We start from the raw sequence: 18,771 nt of genomic DNA on the forward strand, positions 1-18,771 counted from the left end.
GTGAATAAAATGGCCAAAGAAGAAATATCAATCAATGAATTAGCTGAAAAGATCTATGCAAGTGTAGGTGGTATGGACAATGTTCAAAGCATTGTCCATTGTATGACTAGAGTTAGAATGAATATACGAGATTTTAACAAAGTTAATGAAGAACAATTAAAAAATGTATCGGGTGTTTTGGGCGTGGTAAACGATGAACAATTGCAAATGATTATCGGTCCAGGCAAGGTAAATAAAGTGGCACAAGAAATGGTAAATTTAGTAGGTGTAAAATTAGGAGAAGAAATTTTAAAGAGTCATTTATCAGGTAAGGATAAGGTAAATGAAAAGGCTAATGAAATGAAAGCGAATCAAAAAGCGAAACAGAAACCTACTTTAATGAAACAATTATTAAAGGACGTTTCTAATATATTCGTTCCAATGATTCCAGCCTTTGTAGGTTCAGGATTAATTGCTGGAGTTGCTGCAATTCTTACAAACTTGGTTACTTCTAAAACAATTGATGGAACAACCTGGGGACAATTGATCCTAATTTTAAATATTATTAAAAATGGTATGTTTTCTTATCTAGCAATTTATACAGGCATTAATGCTGCTCAGGTATTTGGTGCAACTACAACACTTGGAGGAGTTATTGGAGCAACCATTTTACTTACAGGCATAGAAACAAATGCACCCATTAAAAATTTATTTACCGGACAAGCTTTAGTGGCTAATCAAGGTGGTATTTTGGGTGTTATCTTTGCAGTTTGGTTACTTGCCCAAATAGAAAAAAAATTACACAAAATTGTTCCCAACTCAATCGATATTATTGTGACGCCAACAATAAGTCTTTTATTAATAGGTTTAGCAGAAATTTATCTAATTATGCCTTTAGCAGGGGTAATTTCTGATCAATTGGTAGGTAGTATCAATTGGATTTTAAATATGGGTGGACCATTCGCAGGATTCGTACTTGGTTCATTATTTTTACCAATGGTTATGTTTGGACTACATCAAATCTTGACACCTATCCATATTCAAATGATTAACCAAACAGGTAGTACTTTACTTTTACCTATTTTGGCAATGGCAGGCGGGGGTCAAATTGGTGCTGCCTTTGCACTCTTAATCCGCCTTCGTAAAGACAAAGAATTGACAAAAATGATTAAAGGAGCATTACCAGTTGGAATTTTAGGAATTGGGGAACCTTTGATGTATGGTATTACCTTGCCATTTGGCAAACCTTTTGTTACAGCTTGTTTAGGTGGAGGAGTTGGTGGTGCTGTAATTGGTTTAATTGGAGGAGTTGGAGCAATTGCAATTGGACCTTCAGGTTTTCCTTTATTCCATTGATTGCAAATGGAAAATGGTGGGGATATGTACTCGGCTTATTTGCTTCATATCTAGGTGGTTTTATTTTAACCTATTTTTTTGGAATACCTCAAGATAAATTGATAGCAACTAATAATGCTATAAATCAGACTAACGATACATCTCAACCAAAGCAAGTAGTAACTAAAAAAGCAACAGAAACAAAAACAGAAATATAATTAAATGTGGCAAATGATGAAGTATACCAATTGTAGAAACAACAGATCAAGTTTTTTTACAAAAGATGATGAGCAATAGCTATTTTGTTATTTCAAGAAATGAAATATTTACTCACTAGTAAATGAGATAGTCACAAATATTTTTAAAACAAAACATACGATTAGCATCACTTAAGATAATGGATTAGAAATATTAATTCATATGGGTATTAATACAGTAGAACTAAAAGGAATGCCTTTTGAAATTCAAATAAAAGAAAGGTAAAAAGTTTTATTAAAAACGTTACTAGCAACAATGAATCTAGAAGAAATCAAACAATTAAAACATGCAACCGATATTTTAACTGTTATAACAAATATGGAAAAAAGCCAAAAATCTTCTTACTAACAACGGGTAGGCAAGCGGCAAAAGTAAATGTTTTGAAAGTAAACTAGATCGTTTTAACAAATTAGTCATTTTTAATTAATGAAATATAAATAGTAAACTAATTTATATAATAAATTCTATCAATTAATTAGAAAATAAAGTATATCAGATAGTAGTGAAAGTAAAATTGCATTATAATACTTTATTAGATATAAAAAAAGAATTGAAAGAAGAATTAAAAGAAATCAAAGAATTTATATAAACGAGCCAGTTTAGAAAAATAATCAATTTGGTAGAATAAAATAGAAAAACTTAAAACAAATATTTGGTTGATTCTCAATTAATAGTTAGTTAAATTTATTGCTATGTGTAAAGAGATTGATGAAAACTATCAATCTTTTTTTTATACATATATGATTATAGGAAAAGATATTTTCAGTTATTTTAAATATTCTTAAAATTTAGTTTTTTAAATTGTCCTATACTTTAATCAATTTTTATTAGAATAACCTAAAAAATTTTAGACTCTAAATTACTAAAGATATTTTGCTTTAAATTTCCTTGCTAAATTACTAAATATAAAACTGATTAATTTGTTGAAACTCTTTTAAATAAGTACTGATTATTAATAAATCATACAAAATCACACGTTTTTTCAATTTGGATTAAAGATATTTTTTCGATAATGTTCTATGATTTTTCTTGTTTGATAAATTCTTTTAGCATTTTCTGGATTACGACTAATGTATAAATAAAAAAGTAAATCAACTGTGACAAGTTGAGCAAAAATAGAGTCTGTTGCCGCACTTCGCAAAGCTGTTTCTTTAGGTCTAGACGTTTGTAGCTGTACTTCTGATACTTTAGATAAAGAATTTTGACCAAATTGAGTTAGTGTAATAATAGGAATGTTCAATTCTTTTGCTGTAGCAGCCAGAGAAATAAGCTCTGGTGTTTCACCAGAATTTGAAACGAGCCATAATACAGTGCTTTTTTGATGGGTAACTAGCTGTGGTAATAAAAAGTTATAGTCTGAATCAGTACTAATATTCTTCCCTAAACGTGCCCATTTTTGGACGATATCTAAAACAGCCAAACTGGAAGCACCACTTCCAACTACATAACAGAATTCTTTTTCTTCTAATAAAACACAAGCAGATAAAAAATCTTGTTCATTAAAAAGCTCTGTTGTTTTATCAATGGTAAAACGTGCATTATTGGCAAGTTTGTATTTTAAATTATAAAAAGATTCATCAGATTGGACATCACTATAGTTTTCAAAGACTCTTCCATGAATTGTTTCAGCAGATAAACTAATTTTAAAATCAGTTAAACTATTATAACCCATTTTTTTTGAAAAACGAACAACAGTTGGAGCACTTGTATTTGTTGCTTCTGCAATTTCACTTGCGGTCATGCTTGCTGTTTTTTCTGTATTTTCTCGAATAAATAGATAAATCTTTTTTTCAGCTGCTGACATTTCTTTTTGCATGCTTTCCATTTGCGAGAGAACACTCATTCTGTTTGCTCCTTACTTCTTTTTTCAAAGATAGTATCAAAAGTTTAATTCGTTTTAATCCTATCTTTGATTTTCAGCTAAATTGTTACTAATTCGCCTATGCTCAAAGATAAGTATAACGTATATTGAAATAAAACGATATATAAGAGAAAAATAGAATTAAATTAATTAGTAAACGATTAATGATCACTATTTCATTTTATAATGCTAGAACAATGGTATAAATTATAAATTTTATTTAATATTAAGGGTTCTTAATTGGATAATCTATTGATTAGATTTGATAAAGAACTTCTACTGATTAACAATGATAAAAAATAAATAGAAAAAATTTGGAAAGTAATAAGGGTATAATAGATAATAGGATCTGTATTATTTTATCTTTTTATTTAATTTATTTGAAACCGATTTCATGTTAAAATAACTATATAGGAATACTTGTATGAATTTTGTTGCAGATGGGCGAATAGAAAAATAGATTATAGATTTGTACGAAATTGTTAGTACACAGTATTTGTTTTCAGCGTAGGATATTCTACTAATGTTAAAAACAGTAAGAAAGATTAAATCAAATTGAATAATCGTAGTATTTGGTTAGGATCTGATCGATTCATATTCGGCTGAATATTTGGTTCACCTGGAAATTCAAAGCAAACAATAATCGATAGATTTGCAATTCAACAAATAATCTTCTTAGACACAAACTTGCCATTGATTAGAATCAACTATTAGAAATTTTTTTGTCACATATATCAAACTATTCACTTATCCTATTGAAATAATAGAATTAGCAGTGAAAAATAACCTAATTCTTTTTACTATATTTTTATCACATCTGTAGACACTTAATAAATTTCATTAATGAAATAATTGTAATATTGATAGTTACTTTTTCTTCATCTCACTATTAAAAGCTAGCTAGGTTTGTAAGATAAAACTTTTGATTATTCTTGTTTTTATTATGAGAAATCGCTTTTTAATCAATTTTATATTTTATATTATATGTTATTTAGCATTATGTATATATTCATATAATGTTCTATTACTCAATAAAAATATAAATTAAAATAGATATTATATATGAATTTAGATATTAGTAACATTTACAAAGATAATTCTAATAGTAGATGTCTTAAAATTATTTAGCATGATACTAAGGATTATGGGTTTAAAGCTTAGATAGGTATTTTGTTATTTCATCAGATAATAAATAGTCCCCCCATAAATTAACTTAATAAGAAGGAGAAATCAATGAACAAGGTAACTATTTTAGGTAGTAGTAATATCGATTTAGTAATTTCAACTAAAAGTCTTCCACAGGTTGGAGAAACGATTTTGGGAGATCAACTAGACTATTTTTATGGTGGAAAAGGCCAAAACCAAGCTATTTCTAGTGTGAGAATAGGTGCCAATGTTCAATTAATCGGAGCTGTAGGAACAGATTCTTTTGGAGAAAAAATTCTAGCAAATTTAAAAACGGAAGGGATATCGACTGAAAACATTAGGCAGGTAGAAGGAGCATTTACCGGACTAGCAATGGTTTTAAAATTACCTCAAGATAATTCTATTATTGTAGCACCTGGTGCAAATGAACTTGTTAATCCAGATTATTTAACTAACTTTACAAAAAAAATAATTACAAGTGATGTCTTGTTGGTACAAATGGAAATTCCTTTTGAAACTGTATTAGCGAGTATTAAAATAGCGAAACGAAATCAAGTCATTACAATTGTAAATCCAGCTCCCTATAGCGAAAGATGTCATGAATTGCTAGAATTTACTGATGTTTTAACACCAAATAAAACAGAATTTGAATATTTATATGGTGAAAAATTAACGAATGAAGCGATGCTTGAAGAGGCAATGCTGCATTTTGTGAAAGGATATGCTGTTTCTTTAGTTGTTACTCGAGGAAGTCGGGGGAGTTAGCTTTGTGGAAAATAATAAGGTCGTTACTTTTTCTTCCATTCCAGTTGAGGTTATTGATACAATAGGTGCTGGTGATACATTTAATGGTATTTTATCCACCTATTTATCTCGACAGTGTTCATTAAGAGAAGCCGTCAAGTGTGCTTCAATCGGTGCTTCATTATCTATAACAAAATTAGGAGCTCAAACAGGTATGCCAACAACAAAAGAATTAGAACAAGCCATTAAAAAATATACTATGAACTAATTTTGAGTAATAACAAGAATGTTAATAAGATATTATTTTTTATATTGTTTTTTAATTTATTAAATTATCTTTTCTTAAAAGAGAACAAAAATTATTAATTTTTTAAAGATGAATAAAAGAAATACTAATTTCATCATATAAATATTTAGTTTTTGTTGTATAAAATAAATTTGATTTATTAAAAAACAAAATAATTTTTTCTAATAAAGGGGCAATGAATTAGGTAATGAGTAAAAAAAAAGATTATCAAAAAATACACCATTCTAAAAGAAAGAAAAAATACTATAATTTGGCAATTGGAATTGGAATAAGCAGTATAATTTTACTTAGTTTATTTGCTATTTTTAATTACTTTTACCCAATAAGAAATATTATGAGAGCTTCAAAGGATACTTTTTCAACTACAACACAGTATTCAGTTGAAAATACAACAAAATATTCAAATTCTACTATGAATACAACTCAAACTGCAGAGAATACAATAGATACAGATCAAATAAATAATGAAGCTACCTTTGTATCAGAAGAAATATATGAGCAGCCTGATAGCTTAAACGAAAGATCCGTTGATTCCCAAACGACAAGCGAATCAGCTGAAAAGTTAGAAAATTTAAAAACAGTATCCCAGGAAGCAATTGTAGCATATTATAAAAATTATAATCGAACAGATTACCAGCAAGCATTAGAATTACTTACTCATTTGTATGGCATGGACTCAAGCAATAATGTAGAAAACCAGGTATATATCGATAAGAATCTTAACACATTGGGACAACCAGTTTCTAATGGTCAATTTCCACAAAAAATTTCAGCAAATATAATGGGTGGTGCTGGTGGCCCACATTGGAAATATAAGGGAGAGGAAGATTATGATGTCATTATGGGAACAAATTTTAGTGGGAAATATGCGAATAACTTGTTTGCAGATGCAAAGTAATTAAAAAGAAAGAATGTAATTTAGAATAATAAAATTTTATCTTCATCGCTATCTATTTGTAATCTATATCATTTATCGATAAGTTTGGCGAATCTGTAACTTAATCAGAATGTTAAACCATTTATATACGAAAGTAAGACAGACGAATATGTTGAAATGAAAATAGATCTAATTATAAAATAATTATTGATGAATGAAAAATAATTTAAAGAAAGAAGAATATTTTATGTTTAAACGACTAAGGAAAGCTAAAGTTCAAGAGAACAGAGGAATAGAAGATACTATTGAGCTGTATTCAATTGGCACTGGTGAAGCAATTGCCATTACAGAAGTCAATGATCCAGTGTTTGCAAACAAAATGTTAGGTGATGGTTTTGCTATATTACCAGAAACGGGTGAAGTCTTCTCACCATTTGAAGCAACAATACTGGCTATTTCACCAACAAAGCATGCATTTAGTCTAAAAACAGATCATGGAATAGAATGTCTAATCCATTTGGGTATCGATACAGTTGAATTAGCAGGACAGCCGTTTGAAATTTATGTAGAAGAGGGGGAGCGAGTAACAAGAGGAGAAGCCTTGGCAACAGTTGATCTGAGTTATTTAAAAAATGCTGGAAAATCTGCTGATTTGGTTATTGTTTTTACAAATAATAAAGATCAAGGTTTTTCTATGCAATTAGATAAATTAGGTAAAATTGATAAAGATACACGAATTGGAAAGGTAAGAATAGAGGATTACAAGCAGAAAAATGATTTATAATAGAAAAACTGACTGGAAAATAAAAATTATTCCATTAGGTAGTTAATTTTTACTAATAATTATATAGAAGAAAAAATGAAAGATTGCCCAGTTATTCATAATCTGCATTTATTTAAAATAAATAGGTTACCAAATATGAAAAATACCTAAATAATTTATCATCTTATGCTATAACTAAATATTTATACTTCTTTCATTCATGAATTATTACTTAATATTTTCTAGGGCTATTTTTAAAGGCTGTTACTATTTTTTGAATCAAATATAGGAAAAGTTAGCAGTGGGAAATTCTAACAATAGTTCAATTCCTAATTTTATAAGTGGTTTATCCTATATAGAAAAATATAGGTTATTCATAGTTAATTATTGTTTTTGATAAAAAATCAAATAATTAACAATGTTTATTTGTGTATTTAAATAACGATATGTTTAGTAAATTGATTACTAGTAATTTTTATAGAGATAGTTCAATTCACGATTTTATAATGAAATATAATATTATTAACATATTAATTGATGAAAAGTATCTTTTTTGAATAATTTTTATAAAAAGAGTACACTTAAATTGTAAACGATTTACTAATTTGTTATGTAGGTTATAAATTTTTAAATGAAACTTTGGTTTACTAGTAATTTAGTTATCATAAAAGGATCAAAACAGTAAGAATAAGTAAATAACCAGCTAGTATAAGATAGCTAAATAATAAAATGAAATAAATTGGAGGAAATAATAATGAATGAAACATTTACATTGGCAAATAATATAAAAATCCCTAAAATTGGTTTTGGCACATGGATGATCAAGAATGAAGATGCGGCAAAAAATGTTCAGGATGCTATTCAGGTCGGTTATCGACATATTGATACAGCAGAAGCCTATCAAAATGAACAAGGTGTGGGTGAAGGGATACACGCATCTGGTATAAATCGCAAGAAATTTTTGTGACAACCAAACTTGCAGCAGAGATTAAAAATTATCAAGAAGCAATTTCTGCTATTGATCAGTCGCTTAAAAATTTAAATTTAGATTATATTGATATGATGATTATTCATAGTCCAAAACCTTGGGAAGAATTTCAAGGAAAAAATCATTATTTTGAAGGCAATCTTGAAGCATGGCATGCATTAGAAAAAGCTTATCAAGATGGCAAACTTCAAACCATTGGTGTATCAAATTTTGAAATTGTAGATTTAGAAAATATTCTGAAAAATGGACATATCAAACCAATGGTAAATCAAATTCTCGTTCACATTGGACATACACCAATGGAATTAATTGAATTCTCGCAAAAAAATCATATATTGGTTGAAGCTTATTCGCCAATTGCTCATGGTGAAATGATTCATGACAAAACTATTTTAGCAATAGCGGATAAATATAATGTAACTATTCCTCAATTGGCAGTTCGTTATTGTTTACAGTTGGGCTTACTTCCCCTACCAAAAACAGAAAATATTGAGCATATGAAAAATAATAAAAATGTTGATTTTGTTATTTCTAATGATGATATGATGAAGCTAAAAAAGATTGATCATTTTGATTAGAAAAATAAGACATTGTTAGTTTTTTAAAGAAATCAATAAATGATGAACAGGATAATATCCTTATTTGATTAATCTTAGTCTTAGACTAAGATTAATTTTTCAATTTTTGAAAAAATATTGTTGTACTGTAGTATGAAGCAATCAATGAATAAAAATTAAACTCGGATAAACAAAAATTAGAAAGGAAGTAAGATTATTTATTATATTTAGGAAAGAGTTAAGAAACTGAAAAAACCTGGTTAGAAAATTGAACTAGCTAATTTATTTTTCTTAATATTTTGACTTTCTAAAAGCTGCTGGAAGTTTATGATAAGTTTCTTTAAATTGCTTATAAAAATAACTACGATTTTTAAGGCCTATCATTTCTATAATTTCACCAATTGAAAATTGTGTATTTTCAATTAGAAATTTTGCTTGTTTCATGCGTCGCTTTGTTACCAGCTCAGAAAAGGTAAAATCTGTTTTTTTCTTAATAATGTTACTTAGGTAGTTTTTATTATAGCCGAGTCGTTGGGCTGCTGTGTTTAAGCTCAAATTAATGTAATCGTTTTCAATTAATTTTAGAGTATCTACTACAATTTTGTGGTTGATTTTTTCTTTTTTTCTTGATGAAAGTCATAGGAACAATTACTGATTAATTCTGTAAAAAGAATTGGAATATATAATGAAATAATTTCATTAGCAAGGATTGTTTTTGTAAAATAAATATCGAGAATTTGATCTAAGATAACCTGTATGTGCTGATTTTTAGCACAGCGAAAAATCAGATAATTTTTATTTGAATTTGCAACAAGAGTTTGTGCTAAAAAATTAAATAATATACTGTCTTTGTTACTAAGATTTGATAACCAATTAATATCAACATTATCACTAGGAAAAATAATATTAATTAAGATATCATTTTTTTGATGTAATTCTAGAGCATGAGAGGTACCTTTGTCTAATAATAGAATCTCACCTTTTTTAATAAGTTCCTTTTCTCCATTGATTGTCTGAATGGATTGTCCAGAATACACATAATTTAACTCTAAAAAACGATGACTATGTTTAGGATATGAAGCAAAACGTGTATGTTTACTAATATAAATAAAATTATTTTTCAAAAAATATTCTTTTAGTAGAATGATGTTTGTTTCGGTATTTTGAAATGCTGCTAAAGGCAAATCGAATACAAATTTATTTTGTTTTAATTGTTCATGTTCAATATGTGTATAACCATGTAAATAATCAATTACTATTTTATTCATTTAAATCACATCCCTATAAATTCGTCATATCTATTCTATAACCTCATCATTGAAAGCGCAATCTAAAAATGGTAATCTAGCTATAAAGCGAAAAATAATCTTAAATTTTATATTTTTTATTTTATTTATCTTATTTATTTTATTATTATCCATTTAAAAAATTATGTTTTGATTAAATAAACTAATTAAGCTAGTTAGGAGCAGTCAATCATTGTTTTTTAGAAAAGTTTTATTGATAAAGGAGAGAAAATCATTGATAAAGAAAGCCATTCGAATGAAATTATATCCAGAATGTAAAGAGGTGTATATTCAACGACATCAACAACTTTGGCCGGAAATGCGACAAATGCTTAAAGAAAAAGGAATATTGAGTTATTCAATTTTTCTGGATTCAGAAACAAATTATCTGTTTGGATATCTTGAAATTGAAGATGAAAAAAAATGGGAAGAAATCTCTTCTACTAAGATTAACCAAAAATGGTGGCGATTTATGGAAGAAATAATGGAAACAAATCCTGATCATTCTCCGATAACACAGCATCTGGAAATGGTATTTGATCTTTAGGACAATTAGTTAATTTATTTTAAATGTTAGAGAGAATGAAAAAATTTATATTGTAATTATTGAAAATAGTAAAATAGCAAGGTTTGCTATAAACATAATCTTTTAAAAGTTAAATCTAGATTTTTAAAAAGTTAAGCAAATGATCTAACCTATTTTTTCAAAAATCTACTTTCTTTAATAAAAGAAATAAACAAAGAAAAATTTATATTTACTATGATTAAATCTACCTTTAAAAGAGAATAGGCTTAATGAATGTTAATCTAAATCTACGTTAATGGTTTATTGTTTGAAGCAGTAAGAATTAAATAAATAATAATATGAAAATAACAAACTTTCCTGACAATAATAGATAGCGAACATAGATAATTAGGCAAATGATTTAGAATATATAAACACAAAATTAAGAAAATGAAATGACATTTAACCAGTGATTATGGTATTCTTAATGGCAATGGGTAAAATGATTAGGATTATTATAGATGATATGATCTTTTCAAGAAATTCCATTAAATTATCAGAAATTTTATATTAAAAATGTATTTATAATAATTGAGAAACAATCAATTATTTTCAATACAAGGAGGAAAATGATGAATTTTGTGTTTCTTATTACTGGTTTAGTATTTATTTATGTTATTGGTTGGCTAATAAGTAGTGATCGGAGAAATATTAAATATAAACGAATAGGAATCTTACTAGTTTTACAATTGGTTATTGCCTTTTTATGTTTTCATACATCGGGTGGTGTTAAGGTATTAGCTGGGATTTCTACATTTTTTGGCTGGTTAATGAATCAAGCAGCAGGTGGTGTTGATTTTGTTTTTGGTGGTTTGATGATTAAACCTGGTAGCAGTGTATTCTTTCTCAATGTTCTGATGCCTATTGTCTTTATTTCTGCTTTAATTGGTATCTTAAACTATATTAAAGTATTGCCTTTTATTATTAAATGGACTGGATGGGCACTGAACAAGATTGCACATATGGGAGGGTTGGAAAGTTACTTTGCTGTTTCTACTGCTATCTTGGGTCAGCCAGAAGTATTTTTAACGATACGGGATCAAATGCCAAAATTGAATGAGAGACGACTATATACGATTTGTGCTTCAGCAATGAGTGCAGTATCAGCTGAAATGTTGGCTTCTTATATGAAGATGATACCTGGTAAATATGTTGTTGTGGCTGTTTTTTTGAATATTCTTTCGGCTTTGATTGTTTCATGTATTATTAATCCATATGATATAGATGCAAATGATACACTTGTTGAAATTCAAGAAGAGAAAACAGGTTCTTTCTTTCAAATTTTGGGAAACTATATTACAGATGGGTTCAAATTAGCTATCACTGTAGGTGCTATGTTGATTGGTTTTATTGCTTTAGTGACCTTTTTGAATAATTCATTTTTAGCTATTATTCATGTCTCCTTTACAACTATCCTTGGTTATATCTTTTCACCAATTGCGTGGATTATGGGCGTACCTGCGCATGATATAATAAAAGTAGGTAGTCTAATGGCTACTAAATTACTTACCAATGAATTTGTAGCAATGGGTGATTTACACAACCTAACAGGATTAAGCACTAAATCTCATGCAATTATTTCTGCCTATCTTGTTTCATTTGCCAACTTTGGTACAATTGGAATTATTACAGGATCTATTAAATCTATCAGTGAAAAGCAGGGTAGTTACGTGGCAAAATTCTCAATGAAATTATTGTTAGGAGCTACTTTAGCCTCTGTATTGACAGGAACAATTGTTGGCTTTTATTTTTAATTAAATAAATTTAATAACAATATTCTATATAAAAGAATAAATAGACCTACCTATCAAATAAATAATTAAATTTAAGTGCCCCTTGTTTGTATTAAAAGTGATAGAAGGTTTTATGAATTTCTGTTAAATGTATTTCAGTCATTTTTTTAATTACTTAGAATCATTTATTTTTACACTATTTTCTGATAATTAATTTATAAGTATTAAACAATAATAAATTAAAGGGTTGGTGTTAATAATGAGGAAAAGGATTATTTTAGATTGTGATCCAGGACATGATGACGCCTTAGCTATGTCTCTGGCGATTGCTTCTTCGAAAATTGATCTATTAGCTGTTACGACTTCTGCAGGGAATCAAACACCAGATAAAACATTGAAGAATGCTATGAATATATTAACGTTGCTGAAGCGTGAAGATATTCCAATTGCTGGTGGAAATCAAACGCCATTAGTTAAAGAAGAATTGGAAACGGCTGGTAATGTGCATGGTAAAAGTGGAATTGATGGAGCAGAATTGCCAAAAAGCCATTTTGAAGCACAAAATATGACAGCAATTGAACTAATTGCAAAGGTATTACATAAAAGTTATGAACAAGTTACACTAGTGGTTACAGGGCCAATGACAAATATAGCATTATTTCTACGTATTTATCCAGAATTGGCAAGAGAAAAGATTGATCAAATTGTTTTTATGGGTGGAGCTATTGGCCTAGGAAACTGGACACCGACCGTTGAATTTAATATTTTTGTAGATCCAGAAGCGGCTAAAGTTGTTCTTAATTTTGGTATTCCTTTGGTGATGACCCCATTAAATGTTACACATAAGGCACAAATTTTAAAATCTGAAATTGAAGAAATCAAATATATTGATAATCCAGTAGGTAAAGTATTTTATGGATTATTAAATTTTTATGAGACTTACCATGAGAATCCTAAATGGGAATTTGAAGGTACTCCATTACATGATCCTTGTACAATTGCTTGGTTGATCCATCCAGAAATGTTTAAAACTAAAAGAATGAATGTTGATGTGGAAATCCAGGGCACCTTAACAAGAGGGGAAACGGTTTGTGATTATTATGAACTTACCGATAAACCAAAGAACGTAGAGGTAATGTTAGACATTGACCGAGAATATTTTATTCAGTTGTTGATGAGTTCAATTTGCTCTTTTGATTAAGAGAGAATAAATGAATATACTTAAAAAACACTCCTGCCTAGTTAGGCTTGAGTGTTTTTGGTTCGTCTTTATAGTAAAAAAATATTTAGGTTACATAAATAACTGTTAATTCAATATGCAATGCAAATATATTAATAGTTAAAGCCAAACATATGAATTAAAATTAACGACGATGGGAAAGAAAATTTCTAATTATTCTAGTTGCTCTTTCTCCACTTAATCGATAAACAGCATTGAATATTGTTAAAGTTATGATAAGCCAGATGATTGGAACAATCCATAGAGGATTGTGATGAGGAAAATATTCCTTAAAAAGTTCATAGGTTAAAGAAGTTCCCTTAAAAAATCCAGCTAATGAAACAAAAAACCAAGCTGAAGCTCTATCAGAAAACATTAATAAGCTATAAAGGTCATTTTCATTCATGTTTCTTTCACGAACAATTTCCAATGCTCTTCTCCTTTCTAAATAAGGTTTTAGAAAAGGAACTACCCAAAACCAAGGAGATACTTCTTTATAGTTAGGATCTTCTCCAATTAATTTAGTTCACTAACTTGTTCCATAATTTCTAAACAACCTTGATAAAAAGGAAATGTATAAAGCAACCATTCTCCAATGAAAGATAAAAAATCCATAAAAGCATTCATTAAACTTCCTCCTAACAATTACACGATAGACATATAATACATAATTGAACGAATTATATCAAGTTTAACTGATGATTAGTTTTATTTTAATTATTTTTAGACACAATTTGTTTATATGATTTACTTTTTGATCAATTTAGGCAAGTAAAATATTATACATACTAAAATTAAGAACTAGTAGAAAAAATTTAATTGTTGAGGATATTAAATGGATGTTTAGCAAAACGATGCTTACTTTAAATGATATACACAACTAGATTAGCAAAGTCATTTAACTGAAGTCATAAAAAGCTTCAATTAGATAGTTGTTCATGATTATTATTAATGTCATGCACAACTATTAATTGATTTAAAGAAAAATGAAAACTCTAATGAAAATTTTTATAAGTATTGACTTATTATTTTTTATGTTTAAAATAGTTAGTGTATTAACTATTTTAGTGGGAGGTGAACAAAGTGGCAGACGAACAAAAAGATCTAGGATATGAGATTCGAGAATTAGCTATTTTGTTTGGGCGACGTATTAAGAAAGAAGCTTGTAAACGAAAAATAAAAAAATTAATGGGCCCTCAAGCAATGGTCTTAAATTTTATTTATTATAATCCAGAGAAAATTATTTATCAAAAAGACATTGAAAAAGAACTATCTATCCGAAAATCAACGGCTAGTCAACTGCTTGATCGTATGGAAGCCAATGGTTATGTTCATCGAATTGTATCAAATAAAGATAAACGCTTAAAGCAAATTATTTTAACAAAAAAAGCGTTAGAACAAAAACAAGCAATTAATGAAATGACGAAGCAAATTGAAAAGGAATTAATGAAAGATTTATCTGCAGAAGAAGTTGACGCTTTCTTAAAGACAGTTAATAAAATAAAAAATAATCTCAACTAATTATTAAGTAGATGGATTTTTACTTATAAATAATTAGGTAACTAACTAATTTAAAATCCCTTTTAGGAGGAAAGAATAAATGTTTAAAGTTTTAAAAAAAACCAATCGAACGGAGCGATTGCTTGTTGTTCTTAGTTTCCTATTTGTCCTTATTCAAGTGGGATTAGAATTAAAAGTTCCAAATTATATGTCAAAGATTACTGAACGGTTACAAGAACCAGGAACAACGACTTCAGATATTTTATCGTTAGGGCTAAAAATGGTTGCTTTATCATTATCTGGATTTGTTTTAGCTATTATTGTTGGTTTTTTTGCTGCTAGAATTTCAGCAAGTTTATCAAAAAGAATACGTGGCGAACTATTTGATCAAGTTGTTGATTATTCAACAAATGAAATTCAACATTTTTCGGTACCGAGTTTAATTACAAGAACAACCAATGATTTAACACAAATTCAATTAGTTATTGCAACGGGACTTCAATTACTAATTAAGTGTCCGATTACAATTATTTGGGCATTTACAATTATTGCAAATAAAAATTGGAAATGGACAGCAATGACTGGTGTAGCTATATTTATTTTGTTAATGATAGTTACGATTGTTATGACATTTGTTCGTCCAAAATTTATCCAAATTCAAGGCTTAACTGATGATTTGAACGGCGTGACAAAAGAAAGTTTAACAGGAATCCGAGTTGTACGTGCTTATAATGCTGAGAACTATCAAGACAAAAAATTTAAAAAAGTAAATGACAAATTAACAAATGCTAACTTGTTTACTGGTCGAATCATGGCAATATTTAATCCGACAATGACCTTGATTTCCAGTGGCCTAACATTAACCGTTTATTGGATAGGTACTTTTTTAATTCAAGCAGTAACAGGAATGGATAAAATTAATTTATTTTCTGATATGGTTGTCTTTACTTCTTATTCTATGCAAATTGTAATGAGCTTTATGATGTTGATCTCTGTTTTCTTTCTTTTACCAAGAGCAGCAGTTGCAGCAAAACGTACCAACGAGGTACTAGCCCTTTCCTCTTCTGTTCATTTTTCAAAAAAATCAATACAAAAAGAAGAAACGACCAACAATGGAAGCTTATCATTTGAAAATGTTTCTTTTACTTATCCAAATACTAGGGATGCTGTATTACATAATGTTAGTTTTTCAGCTAAAAAGGGTCAAACGGTTGCAATTATTGGTTCTACAGGAAGCGGAAAAAGTACAATTCTTAAGTTAATGGTACGATTGTTTGATCGTTCAAGTGGAGAGATTTGTTTAAATGGTAGAGAGATTAAAGATTTTAGTCATGAAGAACTGAATAATATCATTGGTTATATTCCACAAAAACCTATCCTTTATACGGGAACTATTCGTTCAAACATGGAACTAGGTAAAAGTCTTGCTACACCATTAGATGATCAAAAAATTTTAAAAGCTATTGAAATCGCCCAAGCAAAAGAGTTTGTTGATGAACAGGCAGATAAACTTGATGCCCATGTTTCACAGGGAGGAAATAATTTTTCTGGCGGACAAAAACAACGTTTAGCAATTGCTCGAGTCATTGCTCGTCAACCGGAAATTTTACTTTTTGATGACTCATTTTCAGCATTAGATTATAAGACGGATAATAAACTTAGAGCAACATTAAAAGAACAATTACCAAATACAACTAAAATAATTGTTGCTCAACGAATTAACACAATTATAGATGCTAATTTGATTGTAGTTTTAGAGAACGGTAAAGTGGTTGGTAAAGGAACTCACAAACAACTATTAGCTGAAAATAAAGCTTATCAGGAAATTGCTTATTCGCAATTATCAAAGGAGGAATTAGCAAATGAGTAAAAATAAATCCTCAAAAAAAATTAGTTGGACAAACTTAAAAAAATATGCTAGTTCGTATACCGTGCCATTTATCGGTGCGATTATTCTTTCGGCCTTGAGTAGTATAGCTACAATTTCAGGGCCAGATAAATTAAGTGAGATTACTGATACGATTACAGCTGGGTTAAGGACTTCTATTGATACAGATAAGGTTGTTCGAATTTGTATCTATTTAGCTTGTTTATATGGTATTGGTGTTTTGCTGAATTATTCTCAAGGATTTATTACAGCAACAATTGTTCAAAAATTTTCACAAAAATTGCGACGAAATATTTCTGAGAAGATTAATCGTTTGCCTTTAAAATACTTTGATTCAAATAGTCAGGGAGATACATTAAGTCGCCTAACAAATGATTTAGATACGGTTGGACAATCTTTAAACCAAGGATTTAGTATGCTAATACCTGCTACGACTCTACTTATTGGTTGTATTATTATGATGCTTCATAGTAATTGGATGTTAAGTGTTACAACTGTTTTATCTGTTTTAGTTAGTTTTGCTATTGCTATTGCCATTTTGTTGCTTTCACAAAAGCATTTTGCTGCCCAACAAAAGAAACTAGGTTTGATCTCTAGTTATGTAGAAGAAATTTATTCAGGACATAATACGATTTATGCCTATAATGCGAGACAGGAAGCAAAAGAAAATTTTAATGAGTTGAATGAAGATTTATATTCAAGTGGTTGGAAAGCACAATTTCTATCCGGTATTACACAGCCATTAATGGCTTTTATTGGTAATTTTGGTTTTGTCATGGTTTGTGTAGTAGGTTCAATCTTAGCATTAAAAGGAACCATTCACTTTGGGGTTGTTGTTGCCTTTATGGTTTATGTTCGGTTGTTTACAAACCCACTTTCTCAATTAGCACAAGCTTTTACGGTATTACAACCAGCTGTTGTTTCTTTGGATAGAGTATTTGAATTCTTGAATGAAGAAGAAATGGCAGATGAATCAACAAAAACATATCAGCTAACTAATGCGAAAGGAAATGTTTCTTTTGAACATGTAAGTTTCGGTTATCTTCCTAATCAAACGATTATTCATGATTTTTCAGTTAGTGCTGCTGCAGGCAGCAAGATTGCGATTGTAGGACCTACTGGAGCTGGTAAAACTACTATTGTAAACTTATTGATGAAATTCTATGAGATAAATAAAGGAAAAATTTTAATTGATGGTAAATCGATTAATGACATGACGCGGGAAGAAGTTCATGATCAATTTTGTATGGTGTTACAAGATACCTGGTTATTTGAAGGAACGGTAAAAGAAAATTTAATCTTCAATCAAAAAGATATCAGTGATGAAGAAATCATTAAAGCCTGTAAAGCAGCAGATGTCCATCATTTTATTACAACTTTACCGAAGGGATATGATACTGTATTAGATGATAGTATCGAATTATCAGCTGGGCAAAAGCAATTAATGACTATTGCTAGAGCACTCATTAAAAAAGCGCCAATGTTGATCTTAGACGAAGCAACTAGTTCTGTCGATACAAGAACAGAAATACTGATTCAAAAAGCAATGGATAAATTAATAGAAGGAAAAACCTCCTTTGTCATTGCTCATCGTCTTTCAACCATACGGAATGCAGATAAAATATTGGTTATGCAACATGGAGATATTATTGAACAAGGGAACCATGAAGAGTTATTACAAAAGCATGGTTTCTATGCAGAACTTTATAATAGTCAATTTTCAAAACAAAAAGATGTAGAAGCTATCTTTAATCAATAATAAATT

The 18,771-nt window shown here is 28.9% G+C and carries 14 protein-coding genes and 2 pseudogenes; 12 read left to right on the forward strand and 4 right to left on the reverse strand.

All coding sequences use genetic code 11. The features are described 5' to 3' along the window. The first annotated feature begins 9 nt into the window (after window positions 1-9). Window positions 10-1,967: pseudogene (locus MPTP_RS01560) on the forward strand (PTS transporter subunit EIIC). A 587-nt stretch (window positions 1,968-2,554) separates the two neighbouring features. On the opposite strand, the gene MPTP_RS01565 reads toward MPTP_RS01560, so the two are convergent. Next, complete coding sequence (locus MPTP_RS01565; RefSeq protein WP_013773260.1) at window positions 2,555-3,415, reverse strand: MurR/RpiR family transcriptional regulator; 861 nt, start codon at window positions 3,413-3,415, stop codon at window positions 2,555-2,557. Between the two features lie 1,251 nt (window positions 3,416-4,666). Between MPTP_RS01565 and MPTP_RS01570 the strand changes: the two genes are divergently transcribed. The 5 genes and pseudogenes from MPTP_RS01570 (at window position 4,667) to MPTP_RS01585 (ending at window position 8,836) form a co-directional block, all read left to right on the forward strand. Continuing rightward, the gene (locus MPTP_RS01570; protein WP_013773261.1) at window positions 4,667-5,344 is read left to right on the forward strand and encodes a ribokinase; all 678 of its coding nucleotides are present in this window, start codon (window positions 4,667-4,669) and stop codon (window positions 5,342-5,344) included. A 4-nt stretch (window positions 5,345-5,348) separates the two neighbouring features. Then, complete coding sequence (locus tag MPTP_RS10170; protein ID WP_013773262.1) at window positions 5,349-5,591, forward strand: PfkB family carbohydrate kinase; 243 nt, start codon at window positions 5,349-5,351, stop codon at window positions 5,589-5,591. Window positions 5,592-5,817: 226 nt separating this feature from the next. Then, window positions 5,818-6,528, forward strand: a complete 711-nt coding sequence (locus tag MPTP_RS01575; RefSeq protein WP_231849650.1) for a hypothetical protein — start codon at window positions 5,818-5,820, stop codon at window positions 6,526-6,528. 226 nt (window positions 6,529-6,754) lie between these two features. Next, window positions 6,755-7,291: a PTS sugar transporter subunit IIA gene (locus tag MPTP_RS01580; protein WP_013773264.1), complete on the forward strand. Its 537-nt coding sequence runs from the start codon at window positions 6,755-6,757 to the stop codon at window positions 7,289-7,291. A gap of 730 nt (window positions 7,292-8,021) precedes the next feature. Then, a pseudogene (locus tag MPTP_RS01585) lies at window positions 8,022-8,836 on the forward strand (aldo/keto reductase). Between the two features lie 270 nt (window positions 8,837-9,106). Here the strand turns inward: MPTP_RS01585 and MPTP_RS09035 are convergent. After that, window positions 9,107-9,370 carry a helix-turn-helix domain-containing protein gene (locus tag MPTP_RS09035; RefSeq protein ID WP_158309119.1) on the reverse strand — a complete coding sequence of 88 codons (264 nt, stop codon included), beginning with the start codon at window positions 9,368-9,370 and terminating at the stop codon, window positions 9,107-9,109. Between the two features lie 38 nt (window positions 9,371-9,408). Continuing rightward, a complete protein-coding gene (locus MPTP_RS01590) occupies window positions 9,409-10,083 on the reverse strand; it encodes an AraC family ligand binding domain-containing protein (protein ID WP_013773268.1) in 675 nt (224 codons plus the stop codon). A 253-nt stretch (window positions 10,084-10,336) separates the two neighbouring features. Between MPTP_RS01590 and rhaM the strand changes: the two genes are divergently transcribed. From rhaM to rihA, 3 genes are all read left to right on the forward strand, one after another. Next, on the forward strand, window positions 10,337-10,648 hold the full coding sequence (rhaM, locus tag MPTP_RS01595) for an L-rhamnose mutarotase (RefSeq protein WP_048589654.1): 312 nt from the start codon (window positions 10,337-10,339) through the stop codon (window positions 10,646-10,648). A 590-nt stretch (window positions 10,649-11,238) separates the two neighbouring features. Continuing rightward, on the forward strand, window positions 11,239-12,420 hold the full coding sequence (locus tag MPTP_RS01600) for a NupC/NupG family nucleoside CNT transporter (protein ID WP_013773270.1): 1,182 nt from the start codon (window positions 11,239-11,241) through the stop codon (window positions 12,418-12,420). A 238-nt stretch (window positions 12,421-12,658) separates the two neighbouring features. Beyond that, the gene (rihA, locus tag MPTP_RS01605; RefSeq protein WP_013773271.1) at window positions 12,659-13,600 is read left to right on the forward strand and encodes a pyrimidine-specific ribonucleoside hydrolase RihA; all 942 of its coding nucleotides are present in this window, start codon (window positions 12,659-12,661) and stop codon (window positions 13,598-13,600) included. Between the two features lie 163 nt (window positions 13,601-13,763). On the opposite strand, the gene MPTP_RS01610 is transcribed toward rihA, so the two are convergent. Beyond that, entirely contained in the window at window positions 13,764-14,048 is a 285-nt protein-coding gene (locus MPTP_RS01610) for a hypothetical protein (RefSeq protein ID WP_013773272.1), read from the reverse strand. 653 nt (window positions 14,049-14,701) lie between these two features. Here MPTP_RS01610 and MPTP_RS01615 point away from each other — a divergent pair. The 3 genes from MPTP_RS01615 to MPTP_RS01625 all read left to right on the forward strand — a co-directional run bounded on the left by MPTP_RS01615 (window position 14,702) and on the right by MPTP_RS01625 (window position 18,765). Continuing rightward, complete coding sequence (locus tag MPTP_RS01615; RefSeq protein ID WP_013773274.1) at window positions 14,702-15,139, forward strand: MarR family winged helix-turn-helix transcriptional regulator; 438 nt, start codon at window positions 14,702-14,704, stop codon at window positions 15,137-15,139. A 79-nt stretch (window positions 15,140-15,218) separates the two neighbouring features. Beyond that, window positions 15,219-16,988 carry an ABC transporter ATP-binding protein gene (locus tag MPTP_RS01620; RefSeq protein ID WP_013773275.1) on the forward strand — a complete coding sequence of 590 codons (1,770 nt, stop codon included), beginning with the start codon at window positions 15,219-15,221 and terminating at the stop codon, window positions 16,986-16,988. Continuing rightward, on the forward strand, window positions 16,981-18,765 hold the full coding sequence (locus tag MPTP_RS01625; protein ID WP_013773276.1) for an ABC transporter ATP-binding protein: 1,785 nt from the start codon (window positions 16,981-16,983) through the stop codon (window positions 18,763-18,765). Before MPTP_RS01620 ends, MPTP_RS01625 begins: the two co-directional genes overlap by 8 nt. Window positions 18,766-18,771: the final 6 nt, after the last annotated feature.

The organism is Melissococcus plutonius ATCC 35311, from assembly GCF_000270185.1.
GTDB lineage: Bacteria > Bacillota > Bacilli > Lactobacillales > Enterococcaceae > Melissococcus > Melissococcus plutonius.

Excerpts from the sequence above, each read along its gene's own strand:
- MPTP_RS01590 (WP_013773268.1), bottom strand. The coding sequence starts at position 10,083 with ATGAATAAAATAGTAATTGATTATTTACATGGTTATACACATATTGAA.
- MPTP_RS01620 (WP_013773275.1), top strand. The coding sequence starts at position 15,219 with ATGTTTAAAGTTTTAAAAAAAACCAATCGAACGGAGCGATTGCTTGTT.
- MPTP_RS01570 (WP_013773261.1), top strand. The coding sequence starts at position 4,667 with ATGAACAAGGTAACTATTTTAGGTAGTAGTAATATCGATTTAGTAATT.
- MPTP_RS01575 (WP_231849650.1), top strand. The coding sequence starts at position 5,818 with ATGAGTAAAAAAAAAGATTATCAAAAAATACACCATTCTAAAAGAAAG.
- MPTP_RS01565 (WP_013773260.1), bottom strand. The coding sequence starts at position 3,415 with ATGAGTGTTCTCTCGCAAATGGAAAGCATGCAAAAAGAAATGTCAGCA.
- MPTP_RS01580 (WP_013773264.1), top strand. The coding sequence starts at position 6,755 with ATGTTTAAACGACTAAGGAAAGCTAAAGTTCAAGAGAACAGAGGAATA.
- MPTP_RS01600 (WP_013773270.1), top strand. The coding sequence starts at position 11,239 with ATGAATTTTGTGTTTCTTATTACTGGTTTAGTATTTATTTATGTTATT.
- rihA (WP_013773271.1), top strand. The coding sequence starts at position 12,659 with ATGAGGAAAAGGATTATTTTAGATTGTGATCCAGGACATGATGACGCC.
- MPTP_RS01625 (WP_013773276.1), top strand. The coding sequence starts at position 16,981 with ATGAGTAAAAATAAATCCTCAAAAAAAATTAGTTGGACAAACTTAAAA.